The organism is Bradyrhizobium sp. WSM2793, from assembly GCF_000379585.1.
Taxonomy (GTDB): Bacteria; Pseudomonadota; Alphaproteobacteria; order Rhizobiales; family Xanthobacteraceae; genus Bradyrhizobium.
Map to the genome: position 1 here is coordinate 20833 of NZ_KB902796.1, position 14023 is coordinate 34855.

Below are 14023 nucleotides of genomic sequence, written 5' to 3' on the forward strand. Positions count from 1 at the left end.
GCTGGCCTTGGATACGGCACCCGCGCCTAGAAGGTCACCCGCATCCCCGCGTAGAACGCACGGGGCCTCGCCGGGCTCAGTGAGCGCGGGTCGGTGAACTCGGCGCCGCCGTTGGTGAAGTTGGGCAGGGCCTCGCGGTCGAAGAACTGTCCGTAGGTCGCGTAGCGCTTGTCGAAGATGTTGTCGATCTTGCCATAAAGCTGGATGTTCTTCGTCACCTGGTAGGAGGTGTGGAGATTGAACACGGTATAGGACGGCAGCTTCGCGAACTGGTTCGATTCGTCGCCGACCAGGTATTGGCTGGAGACGAACAGCGCGTTGCCGCCGACCTTCCAGACGTCGGTCACGGCATAGTCGATGCCGACCTTGATGCGGTGGCGCGGGATCGCGGGAATCTGGTTGCCGGGTGAGACCCGGATGGTCTCGGTGGCCGGATCGGCAAACGGGCTTTCCGAGCCCAGCTCGAGCGGATCGAGGAAGCGCGCGTCGACGAACGCATAGCTCGCCTGGAACTGGAGCGTGGGAGACTTGATGTTGACTTCGGCCTCGAGACCCTGCCGCCTGGTACGGCCGACATTGGAGAAATAGCCGAAGCCGGTCCGTCCTACCGCGGGTATCGCGACGATGTCGTCGTTATTGGTGGCGCGGAATCCGCCGATCTTCCAGCCGAGCGTGCCAATGTTCAGCTCCTTGGAGCCGCGCAGGCCGGCTTCGACGGTCCTGGACACGACCTGCTTGAGCGGCGGATCGGAGACCAGAAACGCCGCAATGAGGCAGGGCCGAGCTGGATCGGAGCAACCGAGCTCGAGTGGCGTCGGCACGCGGTTGGCCTCGGAATAGCCGGCATAGGCGGTCAGCCCCGGCGTGATCCTGTACGTGCCCCCGATCACCGGATTGAAGCGGGTGAAGGTATGATCGCCGTTGAGATCGGTTCCGAGCTGATCCTCCAGCTTGATGCGCGCCACGTTGAAACGGCCGCCGCCGGTGATGGCGAAGGCGTCCGTGACGTTGAACGTGTCCATCGCATACAGGCCGTTATATTGGTTGACGGTCCGCAGCGAGACGGGACCGGCAATTGTTTCCGGCTGACCGGTCGGCCCCAGGAAGAGGCCGCTGCCGCTGACGACGTAGTTTTCACCGATCGAGCCGATCTCGGCGGTGGCGTTGTAGCGCGTCACGCTGGCATCGTAAGTCGCGCCCATCACGAAGCGATTGTCATGCCCGAACAGTTGATCGGTGTTGGTGGCCTGCCCTGACACGCCGAAACTGGTCGAGCGGATCGTGCTCCGGTCGATCTCGCCGAGGATGGTCCCCAACGGATACGGATTGACGAGCTGCGCGCCGTTGGTGCCATTCGCCGGCGTCGTATCATCGCCGAAGCACAACAGCCCCAAGGCGGCGCATTCCTGCACGTCGGTCGGATTGCCGTCGACGAGCTTCTGCTCGTACCTGCGCACATGCGCGGTGCCTTCGAGCGTCCAGGTCGGCGTCGGATCGACCTTTCCGGTCAGGTTGAGATAGCCGACACGGTTGGAGGTGGTCTGCGGCGTGGTGTAGGTCGCGCCCCAATATTTGTCGAGCAGCTCGGCTGGAACGGTGGCGCTGGCGCCGAAATCGTTCTTGGCCACGCCCATATTGGCGTGGAATTCGCTGTCGCCGGCTTTGTAGCCGACGTCGCCGTAGAAGCGCCGCACGGTTGATTGCGAGAAATTGCGGAAGCCGTTGTCGCGCAGGCCTTCGAGCGCGGCATAGACGCCGTAGTTCTTGTCGACCTGCTTGCCCCATTGCGCCGAGCCCTGGACGCGGCCGAACGAGCCGCCCATCACGTCGATCTCGGCGCCCTGATAGGTGAAGCCGTCCTTCATCTGCAAATTGATGGCGCCGCCCAGCGCGTTGAGGCCGAAGGCGGGATTGTTGGTCACCAGCGTCACCGACCTGATTGCGGCGGTCGGGATCAGGTCCCAATTGACCGCGTCCGAGAAGGCCTCGTTGATGCGGACGCCGTTCTGGTACACCGCAAGGCCCTGCGGCGTGCCCGTCACGGGCGAAGCCACGAAGCCGCGGAATTCGACATCCGGCTGGAACGGATTGCCGGTGACCTCGGTGATGTTGACGCCGGCGATGTTGTCGCGCAGCGCGTCGGTGACGTTCGGCGAGCCGGTGCGCTTGATCTGGCTGGCATCGACGGCGTTGATCGCCGACGGGACCTTGTCGACATCGAGACCTCGGCCGGTGCCCGGCGCGGTCGGATAGACGTAGATGCGGGTCCGGGGACTGGCGGACGAGGCCGCCCCGATATGCGCGACCGGCCGCGTCGGCGCGGTACGCCTCGCCACCGACGGCGGCGGCGCCGCCACTTCGACCGGCGGCAGATTCTGGACGTTGGTCTCCTCGTCCTGCGCGGCGCCGGCGGGGCTCGCCAAGACCACCCCGGACACCAGACCGGTCGACACCGAGGCCATCAACAAACGACGCCTGAACGAAAGAACCTTGCCCATCCCCGCCTTCCCATCCGTGACCACCGGCTGTTTTGATTTTCGCCGATTGGTCGGAACGAGTGTATTCGGCAGTCGCAATCCCGCCAGCCACAAAAGGTCGGGCAATATCGGCTCCCGTTTTCCCGACGAAATCGGGAATTATTCCCGATCGCTTCGGGAGCGGTCAGGCGGCCGCGGTCGGAACCAGCGCTTCCACGGTCAATCCGCCGTCGCCGGAGACGACGTTGAGCGTGCCGCCCAGCGCCAGAATCCGCTCGCGCATGCCGACGAGGCCGAAGCCGAGCTTCTGGCCCGGCTCCATGCCGCGGCCATTGTCGCTGACCCGCACCCGCGCGCAAAAGCGGCCGTCCTGCGCCGTCTGCTGCGCCGGCTCGATGACGACATTGACCGAGGTCGCGCCGGCGTGGCGGAACACGTTGGTGAGCGCCTCCTGCACGATGCGGTAGATGGTGAGGTCGGCGGTCTCGCCGGTCGTGCCCAGCGCGGGCGAGATCGTGGTCTCGATGGCGACATCGGGATGCGATTCCCGCCACAGCCGCGACAGCGATTCGAGCGCCTGGCGCAGCCCGAGTTCGGCGAGGCCGACCGGCCGGAGCCGTTCCAGCACGCGGCGGTTGAACTGCTGCAGCGCGTTGATCTGCTCCAGCATGGCGCTGCCGTGTTTTCGCACGGCCTCCGCACTCGGGACGCGTCCATCCGCCTGCTTCGCCAGCGCGCCGGCATGCGCGCGCAGCGAGAACAGATACGGCCCGAACTCGTCGTGGAGCTCGCGCGCGATTTCCTTGCGCTCGATGTCCTGGAGCGACACCGCCCGCTCGGCGAGGCGCCGCTTGTCCTCGACCGCCTCACCGAGGGTTGCGGCAAGGTGGTTGAGCTTGGTGCAGATTGCAGCGAGCTCCGGCGCGCCGCCCGGTGCGACGCGGGCCTCGGAATGTCCGCCTTCGAGCTTCCCCATTGCCTCGGCCAGAGACTGCAGCGGGGCCAGCGCCCGGCCGACCACTTTCATCATCAGGAAAAACAGCGCCAGCGCGATCGCCGTGCCGACCTCGAGCTGGGTCACGATGCCGTCCCAGATTTCCGCGATCTCGTCATCGGGATGCGAGGTGATCAGGAGCGAGCCGGGCTTGCCACGGATCGAGACCGGCACGCTCACCGCGGTCTGCTCGGGATGGACCAGGCTGACGAACCAGGCCGGCGGCCCGCGCGTGTCGGCGTCAGTGTCAAGCCGGGGCGGCGTCTGCGCATTGCCTCCGGTGTCCCGAAGCGTGATGCTGACATGGCGCAGGCGGCTGAGATCGCGCGCGATCTGGTTCAGCCTGGCATCCGGATCTGGCGCCTCGTTGAGATCGGCAACGATCATCTCGATGAATTCGCGGGCGAGCCGGATCACGCTCTGATCCTCGGCCTGCACGCGGGGACCTGCCTCCGCGACCTGGCGGCCGATATTGACTGCGAGCCCCAGCGCCAGCAGCAGCGCCAGCAAGAGGTTGATGCGCCCGCGCAAGGATAGATTTTGCCACATTGGTGTAGCCCGTGCCTCGCGAAGCCTCGCCTGCCGCTGTCCGATGACGTTGACAGCGGCGAAGCGCCCGATATCTAATCGGAAGCGTACAGCAATCCCGGCCGGGCGCGAAACAGGCCGACGCTGTCACAAGGAAACGCCTATGCGCATTCTGATCGTCGACGATCATCCCATTGTCGCCTCCGGCTGCCGTGCCGTGCTGGCCGACGAGGGCGAGATCGAGATTCTGGAGGCCGCCGACGCCGAAGACGGCGAGTGCGTCTTCATCGTCGAACGCCCCGACCTCTGCATCATCGACATCAATTTGCCGACCGTCTCCGGCTTCGAGCTCGCGCGCCGCATCCTTGAGCGCGCGCCGGAGGCCCGCATCATCATGTTCAGCATGAACGACGACCCGGCCTTTGCCGCACGCGCGATCGAGTGCGGTGCCAAGGGCTACGTCTCCAAGACCGGCGACCCCGACGACCTCGTCGAGGCGATCCGCGCCGTCGGCGGCGGCGGCACGTATTTGCCGAGCGCGATCGCGCGCAGCATCGCCTTCGCAGGACCAACGCTGGCGCAAAGCCCGCTGTCGAAGCTGAATGCGCGCGAGATGGAGATCCTGCGGCTGCTCAGCGCCGGCAAAAGTCTGTCCGAGATCGCCTGGCTGGTGCAATCGTCCTATAAGACGGTCGCCAACACCTCGTCCATCATGCGCCAGAAGCTCGGGGTGAAGACCTCGGTCGAGCTGGTGCGGCTGGCGATCGACAGCGGTGTTGCCTGACGCAGGCAGCCGCCACAAATTCGGTCACACAAGCGTTGCAATATTGATGTGGTGAGATGCCACGGAGTGAAGGCATGACGATTCAGACTGTCTCGACCAACAAATCCTACGGCGGCGTGCAGGGCGTGTATCGCCATGCGAGCCAGGCGACCGGAACCGACATGGTGTTCTCGGTCTATGTTCCCCCGCATGCCGACGGCGCCAAGCTGCCGGTGGTCTGGTATCTGTCCGGGCTCACCTGCACCCATGCCAACGTCACCGAGAAGGGCGAATTCCGCAAAGCCTGCGCCGAGCTCGGCCTGATCTTCGTCGCGCCGGACACCTCACCGCGCGGCGCCGACGTGCCGGGCGACGCCAACAACGCCTATGATTTCGGCTTAGGGGCCGGCTTCTATGTCGACGCGACGCAAGAGCCCTTCGCGCGCAACTATCGGATGTGGAGCTATGTCACCGACGAGTTGCCGAAGCTCATAGCGGGAAATTTTCCCGTCGACGCCAAGCGGCAATCGATCATGGGCCATTCGATGGGCGGCCATGGCGCGCTGACGGTGGCGCTGCGCAACCCGCACCGTTTTCGCGCCGCGAGCGCGTTCGCGCCGATCGTGGCGCCCTCGCTGGTGCCCTGGGGCACCAAGGCGCTGACCGGCTATCTCGGACCGAACAAGGACGCCTGGCGTGGCCACGACACGGTGGCGCTGATCGAGGACGGCGCGAAGTTTCCCGGCTTCCTGGTCGATGTCGGCGAGGCCGACAATTTCCTGAAAGAACAGCTCAAGCCGGAGCTGCTCGAAGCCGCCTGCACAAAGGCGGGCATCCCGCTCACGCTGCGGCGTCAGGCGGGCTATGACCACAGCTATTATTTCATCTCGACCTTCATGGGCGATCACCTGCACTGGCATGCGGAGAAATTGAAGGGGTGATCGGCTTTCTTCTCCCCTCGTGATGAGGGATATCTCTCCGCGCGCGCAGTATCGTAGGGTGGGCAAAGCGAAGCGTGCCCACGATTTCTCTCGAATCATTGATTGATCGTGGGCACGGCGCAAGTGCGCCTTTGCCCACCCTACGATTCCCAATTCGCTGAGAGAATATCCTACTCCCGCTTGCCGTAATTCGGCGCCAATAGCCGGTTGCGGATCAAATAGCTCATCGTGCGGGTCCAGGCTTCATCCGTGTTGCCGCGCATGTCGGCGCTGGCGGCGGCGATCATGTTGCCGGTCTTCACGTCGCGCAAATAGATGTTGAGATTGATGATCAGGTTCGAGACCTTCTGCACCATGCCGGTGATCTCGAGGTCAGCGCCCAATTCGCCGGCGAGCTTGAGATCGCAGCCGCCGCAGGCCTGTAAGTTGGCGTGACGGGCGGCATCCCTGACCGGCGCGATGTCGAGCACCTGGAACCTGCCGGACTCCCTCAATTCCTTGCGCAACTGCTCGCTGATGAGCACGAGCCGCGCCTCTTCGGGCCTGGAGCCGTAGAACTCCCCTGGCAGGCTGGTGTCGATCAGCTCGAAATCGAACACGGCCAGTTTCGGTGGATCGGCGCGCGCGAGCGAAGGCGTCAACAGCAAAGCGGCGATCATCATCAATGCTCGCATGATCGTGATTCCAGGCCTCGCGCGCGCAGGGACGAAATGCGGGGTTGCATGCCCTGCCAAATCGGTCATGCTCGAAGCAGAGACAATTCTCCACCTGCGGTCAAGCCGGGGAGATCGTTCGGAGGAAACATGATCCGATGGTTGGCCGGCCTGATCGGCTTTGCTCTTGCCGCGACGAGCGCGCTCGCGGCGGAGCCTGCCCTGATCGGCGTCGGCTATCTCGGCCTCGCCGGCACCAGATCCACACTGTCGCTGGTCGAGCAGCCCGCGGAGAATGACGGCGTCGCCGGCGCGCGCCTCGCGATCGAGGACAACAACACCACCGGTAAATTCCTGGGCCAGCGCTTCGCGCTGGAGGAGCGCCGCATCAAGGAAGGCGAGGACGTCGTCCAGGCTGCGGCTGCCCTTGCCGAGAAGAACAGCTTCATCATCACCGACCTGCCGGCCGACGCGCTGCTGAAAGTCTCGGACGCCTTGCGCGACCGTGGCACGCTGCTGTTCAACGCAGGCGCGATCGACGAGCGGCTGCGCGAGGCCGATTGCCGTGCCAACGTGATCCACACCGCGCCGACACGGGCGATGCTGGCGGATGCGCTCGGACAATATCTGGTCTGGAAAAAGTGGTCGCGCTGGCTGCTCGTGGTCGGCTCGCATGACGAGGACAAGCTGTTTGCCGATGCGCTCCGGCGCACCGCCGCGCGGTTCGGCGCCAAGATCGTCCAGGAAAAAACCTTCGAGGACAAAGGCGGCGCGCGCCGCACCGATAGCGGCGTGACGCTGATCCAGCGCCAGATGCCCGTGTTCACGCAAGGCGCGCCTGCCTATGACGTGCTGGTCGCCGCCGACGAGAGCGAGGTGTTCGGCGCCTATCTGCCCTATCGCACCTGGGATCCCCGCCCTGTTGCAGGCTCGGCCGGCCTGGTGCCGCGAAGCTGGGACGCCGCGCAAGACCAGTGGGGCGCGATCCAGATGCAGAACCGCTTCGTCAAGCTGAACTCGCGGCGCATGACCGCGCTCGACATGCAGGCCTGGACCGCAGTGCGCATAATTGGAGAGGCAACCTCGCGCACCAATTCCGGCGACGTCAAGAAAGTCACCGACTTCATCAAGGGCCCGGACTTCTCGGTCGCCGCCTTCAAGGGCACGCGATTGACCCTGCGCGACTGGAATTGGCAATTGCGCCAGCCGATCCTGCTGGTCGATGGCCGCATGGTGGTGTCGGTCTCGCCGCAGGAGGGTTTCCTGCACCAGGTCTCCGAGCTCGACACGCTCGGCTACGATCGTCCGGAGAGCAAATGCAAGCTGAAGTGAGGATGCAGATGTTGCGCATGTGGCGTGTGGGGCTCCTGTCCGGACTGGCGCTCGCGGCAGCGCCCGCCCATGCATTCATCGCCTATGTCTCGAACGAGAAGAGCAATACGGTCACGGTGATCGACACCGACAGCTGGACCGTGACCAAGACCATCAAGGTCGGCCAGCGCCCGCGCGGCATCGATTTCACGCGCGACGGCAAGTTCGTGATGGTCGCCGTCGGCGACGACGACACCATCCAGGTGATCGACGCCAAGACGCAAGCCGTGGTGGACAGCCTGCCCTCCGGACCCGACCCGGAATTGTTCGCCCAGGATGCGGCCGGCAAGATCCTCTATGTCGCCAACGAGAACGACAACACAGTGACCGTGATCGACCTCGAGAAGCGCGCCCGGCTCGGCGACATCCAGGTCGGCGTCGAGCCCGAGGGCATGACCATCAGCCCCGACGGCAAGACGCTGATCAACACGTCGGAAACGACCAACATGGCGCATTTCATCGACACGGCGTCGCGCCAGATCGTCGCCAACGTGCTGGTCGATGCACGGCCGCGCTTTGCCGAGTTCAAGCACGATGCTTCCGAAGTGTGGGTCTCCTCCGAGATCGGCGGCACCGTCTCGGTGATCGACCCGAAGAAGCACGAGGTGATCGGCAAGGTCACTTTCGAAATTCCGGGCCTGCGGAAAGAGGCGATCCAGCCGGTCGGCATCGGCATGACCAAGGACGACAAGACCGCCTTCGTCGCGCTCGGCCCCGCCAATCGCATCGCCGTCGTCGACGTCGCCTCGCGCAAGGTGACGAAATACCTGCTGGTCGGTCAGCGGGTCTGGCACATGGCGTTCACGCCCGATGAAAAATACCTGCTCACCACCAACGGCGTGTCGAACGACGTCTCCGTTATCGACGTCGCCGCGCAAAAGGTGATCAAGACGATTCAGGTGGGCGAACTGCCCTGGGGCATCACGATCGCGCCATGACCAGCCCAGCTCCGATTCCCGAGCCACAGGAGGCGCCGAAGCTGGAAGCGGCGGCGGTGCCGGCGCTGTCGATCGACGGCGTCAGTCATGCCTATGGGCAGCGGCGTGCGTTGATCGACGTCTCCTTCAACGTGCAGCCGGCGAGCTTCACCGCCCTGCTCGGCCTCAACGGCGCCGGAAAGAGCACGCTGTTCTCGCTGATCACGCGCCTGTTCGGCATCCAGAGCGGCCGGGTCGGCATTTTCGGCCACGACATCAGCAAGAGCCCCGGCGAGGCGCTGCGGCTGCTCGGGGTCGTATTCCAGCCGCGTACGCTCGATCTCGACCTGTCGCTGACGCAGAACCTGCTCTATCACGCCGCGCTCCACGGCATCAGCCGGAGCGAGGCCGCCGCACGCAGCGCCGAGCTGCTCGGCCGCATCGGGCTCGCTGACCGCGCCGGCAGCAAGGTGCGCGATCTCTCGGGCGGACAGATGCGGCGGCTGGAGATCGCCCGGGCGCTGCTGCACCGGCCGCGGCTGCTGTTGCTGGACGAGCCGACCGTCGGCCTCGACGTCAAGGCGCGCGCCGACATCATCAGCCAGGTCCGCCAGCTGGTGACGGAGCAAGGCATCGGCGTGCTCTGGGCCACGCATCTGTTCGACGAGATCATGCCAAGTGACGCCCTCGTGGTGCTGCACCAGGGCAAGGTGCTGGCGCAGGGGCCGATGAACCGCGTCGTCACCGAGGCAGGCGCGCAGGACGTCAACACCGCCTTCATGCGCCTGACCGGCGCGCAAACCATGCCGGGAGGCGGCGCATGAGCAGCATCACCACGCGCGAGGTGCCGCGCGGCTTCTCGGTCCAGCAGTACCTGACCTGCCTCACCGGAATCGTCTGGCGCGAGGGGTTGCGCTTCCTGCATCAGCGCGAACGCTTCGTCTCGGCGCTGGTCCGGCCGCTGGTGTGGCTGTTCATCTTCGCCGCCGGCTTCCGTCAGGTGCTCGGCATCTCCATCATCCCGCCCTACGAGACCTACATCCTCTACGAGGTCTATATCGCGCCCGGGCTGATGGCGATGATCCAGCTCTTCAACGGCATGCAGTCCTCGCTCTCGATGGTCTACGACCGCGAGATGGGCAACATGCGCACGCTCCTGGTGAGCCCGCTGCCGCGCGGGTTCCTGCTGTTCTGCAAGCTGCTGGCGGGCACCGCGGTGTCGCTGCTCCAGGTCTATGCGTTCCTGCTGATCGCCTGGTTCTGGGACATCACTCCGCCGTCGTCAGGCTATCTCACCGTGCTGCCGGCGCTGATCCTGTCCGGGCTGATGCTGGGCTCGCTCGGCATGCTGATCTCCTCCGGCATCAAGCAACTCGAGAACTTCGCCGGGGTGATGAATTTTGTCATTTTCCCGATGTTCTTCGCCTCGTCCGCGCTCTATCCGCTGTGGCGGGTGCAGGAGGGCAGCCCTTATCTGTACTATCTGTGCGAGGCCAATCCGTTCACCCATGCGGTCGAGCTGATACGCTTTGCACTCTACGGGCAAATCAACTGGGCCTCGCTGGCAGTGGTCGCGGCTTGCACAATCGTCTTCATGATCGGCGCAATTCTGGCCTATGATCCCTCGCGTGGGCTGGCGCGACGGGGGCCCGCAGGAGGCGAAGGATGAAGGTTCTGGCAATGGCTGTTGTGGCGCTGGCGCTGTCGGGCACGGCCGCGCGCGCGGCCGATCCGCGCTATCCCGACTGGCCCTGCACGCAAGCCAAGGTGCCGGAGATTTCACTTGCCGCCGTCTGGGCCGGCCCGGCGCTCGACGACGTCCAGAACACATGGAAAGACGACGCCAAGGTCAGCGCGCTGGTCGCAAAACTATCGGCGCGCAAAACGCCGCTCGATGAGGCCGAAAAGTCCGTGAAGGAATTTCTGGCCGCCTCCGCCACCGACAAGACCGCGAAGGCAAAGCTCCTGTTCGCCGGCCTGTTCGACACGCTCAATGCCCAGCGCTCGCAGGTGATGGCCGGGCTCGAACGCGTCAGCCGCAAGCAGCGCGAGGCCGCCGACAAGATTCGCGAGGAGACGATCGCCCTTCATGCGCTGCAGGGCGCGACGCCGCGCGACGAGGCCAAGGTCGAGGCGCTCGGCAACGAGCTGATCTGGAAGACCCGCATTTTCGAGGACCGTCACAAGGTCGTGCGATTCGTCTGCGAGGTTCCCACCACGATCGACCAGCGCCTGTTCGCACTTGGCCGCGTGATCCAGCAGGAAATGGAATAGCGCCCGCCTCGCTGGCGCCCACCACAGGTTCCCGGATCGGCCCGGTTAACCTTTGCCCTGCTATCTGCCGGAACCAAATCGATCTAGGATGGCTTGTCGAAGTGAACTCCAAGACGTCGGGAGGCCTCGATGGGAACCACAAGATTCATCTGTGCGGGCGCTGCGGCCCTCAGCATGCTCGCAACCAGCGCTCTTGCTGACGACATGACCGGAATGGTCATGCGGATCGACCGGCTCAACGGCACGATCTCGATCCAGCAGACGCAGAAGGGCACCGTCGGTGGCAGCGCTGGCGGCGCCGGCGCGCTCCAGGAGTACAAAACCAAGGACGCCGCGATGCTGGAGGCCGTTCATGCCGGCGACAGGGTGAACTATTCTGCAACCGAGAACAACGGCACCGGCACGCTGACGAAGCTGCAGAAGCAGTAGGCGCTTCGCCTCCCCCGCTTGCGGGGAGAGGCCGGATTGCATCGAAGATGCAATCCGGGTGAGGGGGAGTCTCCGCGAGTCCAACTCTGAGTCCCCCTCACCCCAACTCTCTCCCCGCAAGCGGGGCGAGGGAGCAGACCTGCGTTCACTCGTCTACTGCTCCGGCCGCGGCTCCGGCTGCACCTCTTCCGTCGGCAGCTTGGCGCGCTCCCAGCCGTCGGTGCCGTCAGGGTACCAGGCGATGTTGGTGTAGCCATACGCCTGCGCGCGCTTGGCGGCGTTCCAGGACATCCAGCAGTCGGCGAGGCAATAGATCACCAGCAGCGCGGCCTTGTCGCCACGCGAGGCCTGTGCGAGGCCGCGCTGGAGATAATCGTCCATCGCCGGCGGCAAACTGCCGTAGCCGGTATCCGGCAGCCAGATGCTGCCTGGAATGTTCTTGCGCGGCGCATCGCGCCACACCGTGCCTGCTGGAAGGTTCTTCGGCTTCGGCGGGCGCGGCAGCACGTCGACGAACGCACCGCTCCTGGCGCGCCAGATCGCTTCGGCTTGCACCGTGTTAAGCACGCGCGCGCCGACGAGCGTCGCCGGCACCGGTGCGCGGTAATTGTCGGCGCGATAACCCTCGGGCTCGAACGGCTCCTGCTGCTGCGCGGATGCCGGCACCGCCAACGCGGCAACGACGAGCGCAGCGGCAAGACGCCGCCTCATGGCGACTTCTTGGCCGCCTCCGCGCTGAGCGGCCGATCGCTCTCGTCGAGCAGCGGTATACCGAAGTCGACCAGGATCTTGTTGATCTCGCCCTGGTTCTCCTGGATCAGCTTGTTGAGCTGTCGCTTCCAGTTCTGGTCGGCGGGACGCACGCCCATGCCGATGCGATAGACCAGCTTCGGCCCCGTGGTTTCTTTCACCAGCGGCGTGACGTGAAGCGAGCCGACCTTCTTCGCGTAGTAGCCGGCCATGGGTCCCCACAGCACCCCGGCGTCGATCTTGCCGGCGGCGAGGTCATCGACCATCGCTTGCGCCGAATTGTCGTAGCGCGTGTCGATCATCAGCGGATAGGGCTTTGCATCGCTCATCAGGCCGGCAATGGCCATGTTGGTCGCCGGCGGCGTTCCGGCGACGATGCCGACATGCTTGCCCTTCAGCTTCGGATCCTCGAGCGTTTCGACGTCCTCGAGCCCGCTGCCGGCCTTGGCGACTAGGGCGTACGACGTGCGGTAGTAGGGATTGGTGCCCTGCACGACGTCATCGCCTTGCGGAAAGCCCATGATGACGTCGCAGCGATGCGCGCCCAGCGTCATCCGAACGAAGCCGGTGGCCTGCGGGAAGAAGACGTAGTCGAGCTTCTTCTTGAGCTTGTCGGCAAACAGCTCGGCCAGCTTGTTCTCGAACCCCTCGCCCTTCTCGTTCGAGAACGGCAGATTGCGCGGATCGGCGCAGACGCGCAGCACGTTCGGGTCGACCAGCTCGAACGAGAGGTCGCCGCTGTCGCTGGTCTGTGCGATGGCGACATCGCCGAACGCACAGGACGCAACCAGGACCCCCAGTGAAAACAACCAGCGACGATGTCGTCCGGCCTCCGTCATCGCGCTTCCTCCTCGTTTTGTTTGAATGCTATCCATGCAACGCATGACGCGCCATGTTTTGCCAGACTTCGCTGGCTTTGCTTTGTTGCAGTGCAATGCAGCAACCCTTTGAACTGAGGCGGAAAAGTGTCTCGCATCGCTCGAGTGATCGCAGCCTTGTCCCTGCTGGGGATCGTAACGCTAGCACGGGCCGGGGCGGCCGAATTGCCTGTGAGCGAAGTCGCACCGGGAATCTTCGTACACTCCGGGGCCATTGCCCTGATGACCCGCGAGAACGAGGGCGACATTGCCAATGTCGGCTTCATCGTGGGCGATGATGCCGTAGCCGTCATCGACACCGGCGGCAGCCTCCGCGAAGGCGAGGCCCTGCTGGCCGCGGTGCGGGCCCGCACGCCCAAGCCGATTCGCTATGTCATCAACACCCACGGCCATCCCGACCACGTCTTCGGCAACGCGGCCTTCGCCGCCGGAGACACCAGCTTCGTCGGTCACAGCAAGCTGCCGCAAGCGCTCGCGACGCGCGGACCCTACTATCTCGACAATTTTCGCCGCATCATGAGCAGCGAATTGATCGATCCCGTGAAGATCGTTGCCCCGACCCTCCTGGTTTCGGACACGATGACGCTCGATCTCGGGTCGCGTCGCCTGACCTTGCGCGCCTGGCGGACCGGGCACAGCGACAGCGATTTGACCGTGTACGACGAGACGACGAAAACCCTGTTCGCAGGCGACCTCGTCTTTCTTCGCCACATTCCGGTCATGGACGGCAGTATCCGCGGCTGGCTCGACGCGTTGAAGGAATTGGAGACCATCCCGGCGCAACGCGTCGTTCCCGGTCACGGCCCCGTGAGCGACTGGCCTGCCGCGCTGGCCGATGAGCGGCGTTACCTGTCAACGCTGTTGTCCGACGTGCGCACGCTGAACAAGAATGGCGAGCCGATCCGAACCGCCGCCGACAAGGCGGCTGCACAGGAGCGACCGCGCTGGGAGTTGTTCGGCGATTACAATGCCCGAAACGCAACTGCAGCATTTTCGGAAATTGAATGGGAGTAGCAGGCGCGCTACGATAGGTGCAGGAGATCAGCCT

The 14023-nt window shown here is 64.8% G+C and carries 14 protein-coding genes; 9 read left to right on the forward strand and 5 right to left on the reverse strand.

Annotated elements, in window-relative coordinates:
- Positions 1 to 26: 26 nt before the first annotated feature.
- On the reverse strand, positions 27 to 2498 hold the full coding sequence (locus A3AS_RS0127250; protein WP_026202403.1) for a TonB-dependent receptor: 2472 nt from the start codon (positions 2496 to 2498) through the stop codon (positions 27 to 29).
- Positions 2499 to 2661: 163 nt separating this feature from the next.
- Entirely contained in the window at positions 2662 to 4020 is a 1359-nt protein-coding gene (locus tag A3AS_RS0127255) for a histidine kinase (protein WP_026202404.1), read from the reverse strand.
- 142 nt (positions 4021 to 4162) lie between these two features.
- Between A3AS_RS0127255 and A3AS_RS0127260 the strand changes: the two genes are divergently transcribed.
- Both A3AS_RS0127260 and fghA read left to right on the forward strand, forming a co-directional pair.
- Complete coding sequence (locus tag A3AS_RS0127260; protein ID WP_018320706.1) at positions 4163 to 4783, forward strand: response regulator transcription factor; 621 nt, start codon at positions 4163 to 4165, stop codon at positions 4781 to 4783.
- 74 nt (positions 4784 to 4857) lie between these two features.
- Positions 4858 to 5703, forward strand: coding sequence for an S-formylglutathione hydrolase (gene fghA, locus A3AS_RS0127265; RefSeq protein WP_018320707.1), 846 nt, complete (start codon positions 4858 to 4860; stop codon positions 5701 to 5703).
- A 170-nt stretch (positions 5704 to 5873) separates the two neighbouring features.
- Here the strand turns inward: fghA and A3AS_RS0127270 are convergent, their stop codons facing one another.
- Positions 5874 to 6446 (reverse strand): DUF3280 domain-containing protein, encoded by a 573-nt coding sequence (locus tag A3AS_RS0127270; RefSeq protein WP_018320708.1) that lies wholly within the window; start codon positions 6444 to 6446, stop codon positions 5874 to 5876.
- Between the two features lie 60 nt (positions 6447 to 6506).
- Between A3AS_RS0127270 and A3AS_RS0127275 the strand changes: the two genes are divergently transcribed.
- The 6 genes from A3AS_RS0127275 (at position 6507) to A3AS_RS0127300 (ending at position 11347) form a co-directional block, all read left to right on the forward strand.
- Positions 6507 to 7688 (forward strand): ABC transporter substrate-binding protein, encoded by a 1182-nt coding sequence (locus A3AS_RS0127275; protein WP_018320709.1) that lies wholly within the window; start codon positions 6507 to 6509, stop codon positions 7686 to 7688.
- Positions 7673 to 8665 (forward strand): YVTN family beta-propeller repeat protein, encoded by a 993-nt coding sequence (locus tag A3AS_RS0127280; RefSeq protein ID WP_085964176.1) that lies wholly within the window; start codon positions 7673 to 7675, stop codon positions 8663 to 8665. The genes A3AS_RS0127275 and A3AS_RS0127280 overlap by 16 nt, the downstream gene beginning before the upstream one ends.
- Positions 8662 to 9468 carry an ABC transporter ATP-binding protein gene (locus A3AS_RS0127285; RefSeq protein ID WP_018320711.1) on the forward strand — a complete coding sequence of 269 codons (807 nt, stop codon included), beginning with the start codon at positions 8662 to 8664 and terminating at the stop codon, positions 9466 to 9468. The genes A3AS_RS0127280 and A3AS_RS0127285 overlap by 4 nt, the downstream gene beginning before the upstream one ends.
- A complete protein-coding gene (locus A3AS_RS0127290; protein WP_018320712.1) occupies positions 9465 to 10313 on the forward strand; it encodes an ABC transporter permease in 849 nt (282 codons plus the stop codon). Before A3AS_RS0127285 ends, A3AS_RS0127290 begins: the two co-directional genes overlap by 4 nt.
- The gene (locus A3AS_RS0127295; RefSeq protein WP_018320713.1) at positions 10310 to 10918 is read left to right on the forward strand and encodes a hypothetical protein; all 609 of its coding nucleotides are present in this window, start codon (positions 10310 to 10312) and stop codon (positions 10916 to 10918) included. The genes A3AS_RS0127290 and A3AS_RS0127295 overlap by 4 nt, the downstream gene beginning before the upstream one ends.
- 129 nt (positions 10919 to 11047) lie before the next feature.
- On the forward strand, positions 11048 to 11347 hold the full coding sequence (locus A3AS_RS0127300; protein ID WP_018320714.1) for a copper-binding protein: 300 nt from the start codon (positions 11048 to 11050) through the stop codon (positions 11345 to 11347).
- 153 nt (positions 11348 to 11500) lie between these two features.
- On the opposite strand, the gene A3AS_RS0127305 is transcribed toward A3AS_RS0127300, so the two are convergent.
- Entirely contained in the window at positions 11501 to 12058 is a 558-nt protein-coding gene (locus A3AS_RS0127305; protein WP_018320715.1) for a PQQ-dependent catabolism-associated CXXCW motif protein, read from the reverse strand.
- Positions 12055 to 12936, reverse strand: a complete 882-nt coding sequence (locus A3AS_RS0127310; RefSeq protein ID WP_018320716.1) for a substrate-binding domain-containing protein — start codon at positions 12934 to 12936, stop codon at positions 12055 to 12057. The genes A3AS_RS0127305 and A3AS_RS0127310 overlap by 4 nt, the downstream gene beginning before the upstream one ends.
- A gap of 126 nt (positions 12937 to 13062) precedes the next feature.
- On the opposite strand from A3AS_RS0127310, the gene A3AS_RS0127315 reads away from it, so the two are divergent.
- Positions 13063 to 13989, forward strand: coding sequence for a quinoprotein relay system zinc metallohydrolase 2 (locus A3AS_RS0127315; RefSeq protein ID WP_018320717.1), 927 nt, complete (start codon positions 13063 to 13065; stop codon positions 13987 to 13989).
- Positions 13990 to 14023 lie beyond the last annotated feature (34 nt).

Bases quoted from the DNA above. Each gene is read 5' to 3' on its own strand.
- A3AS_RS0127300 (WP_018320714.1), top strand. From the start codon at position 11,048: ATGGGAACCACAAGATTCATCTGTGCGGGCGCTGCGGCCCTCAGCATG.
- A3AS_RS0127270 (WP_018320708.1), bottom strand. From the start codon at position 6,446: ATGACCGATTTGGCAGGGCATGCAACCCCGCATTTCGTCCCTGCGCGC.
- A3AS_RS0127250 (WP_026202403.1), bottom strand. From the start codon at position 2,498: ATGGGCAAGGTTCTTTCGTTCAGGCGTCGTTTGTTGATGGCCTCGGTG.
- A3AS_RS0127260 (WP_018320706.1), top strand. From the start codon at position 4,163: ATGCGCATTCTGATCGTCGACGATCATCCCATTGTCGCCTCCGGCTGC.
- A3AS_RS0127310 (WP_018320716.1), bottom strand. From the start codon at position 12,936: ATGACGGAGGCCGGACGACATCGTCGCTGGTTGTTTTCACTGGGGGTC.
- A3AS_RS0127305 (WP_018320715.1), bottom strand. From the start codon at position 12,058: ATGAGGCGGCGTCTTGCCGCTGCGCTCGTCGTTGCCGCGTTGGCGGTG.
- A3AS_RS0127290 (WP_018320712.1), top strand. From the start codon at position 9,465: ATGAGCAGCATCACCACGCGCGAGGTGCCGCGCGGCTTCTCGGTCCAG.
- A3AS_RS0127295 (WP_018320713.1), top strand. From the start codon at position 10,310: ATGAAGGTTCTGGCAATGGCTGTTGTGGCGCTGGCGCTGTCGGGCACG.
- A3AS_RS0127280 (WP_085964176.1), top strand. From the start codon at position 7,673: ATGCAAGCTGAAGTGAGGATGCAGATGTTGCGCATGTGGCGTGTGGGG.
- A3AS_RS0127255 (WP_026202404.1), bottom strand. From the start codon at position 4,020: ATGTGGCAAAATCTATCCTTGCGCGGGCGCATCAACCTCTTGCTGGCG.
- A3AS_RS0127285 (WP_018320711.1), top strand. From the start codon at position 8,662: ATGACCAGCCCAGCTCCGATTCCCGAGCCACAGGAGGCGCCGAAGCTG.
- fghA (WP_018320707.1), top strand. From the start codon at position 4,858: ATGACGATTCAGACTGTCTCGACCAACAAATCCTACGGCGGCGTGCAG.
- A3AS_RS0127275 (WP_018320709.1), top strand. From the start codon at position 6,507: ATGATCCGATGGTTGGCCGGCCTGATCGGCTTTGCTCTTGCCGCGACG.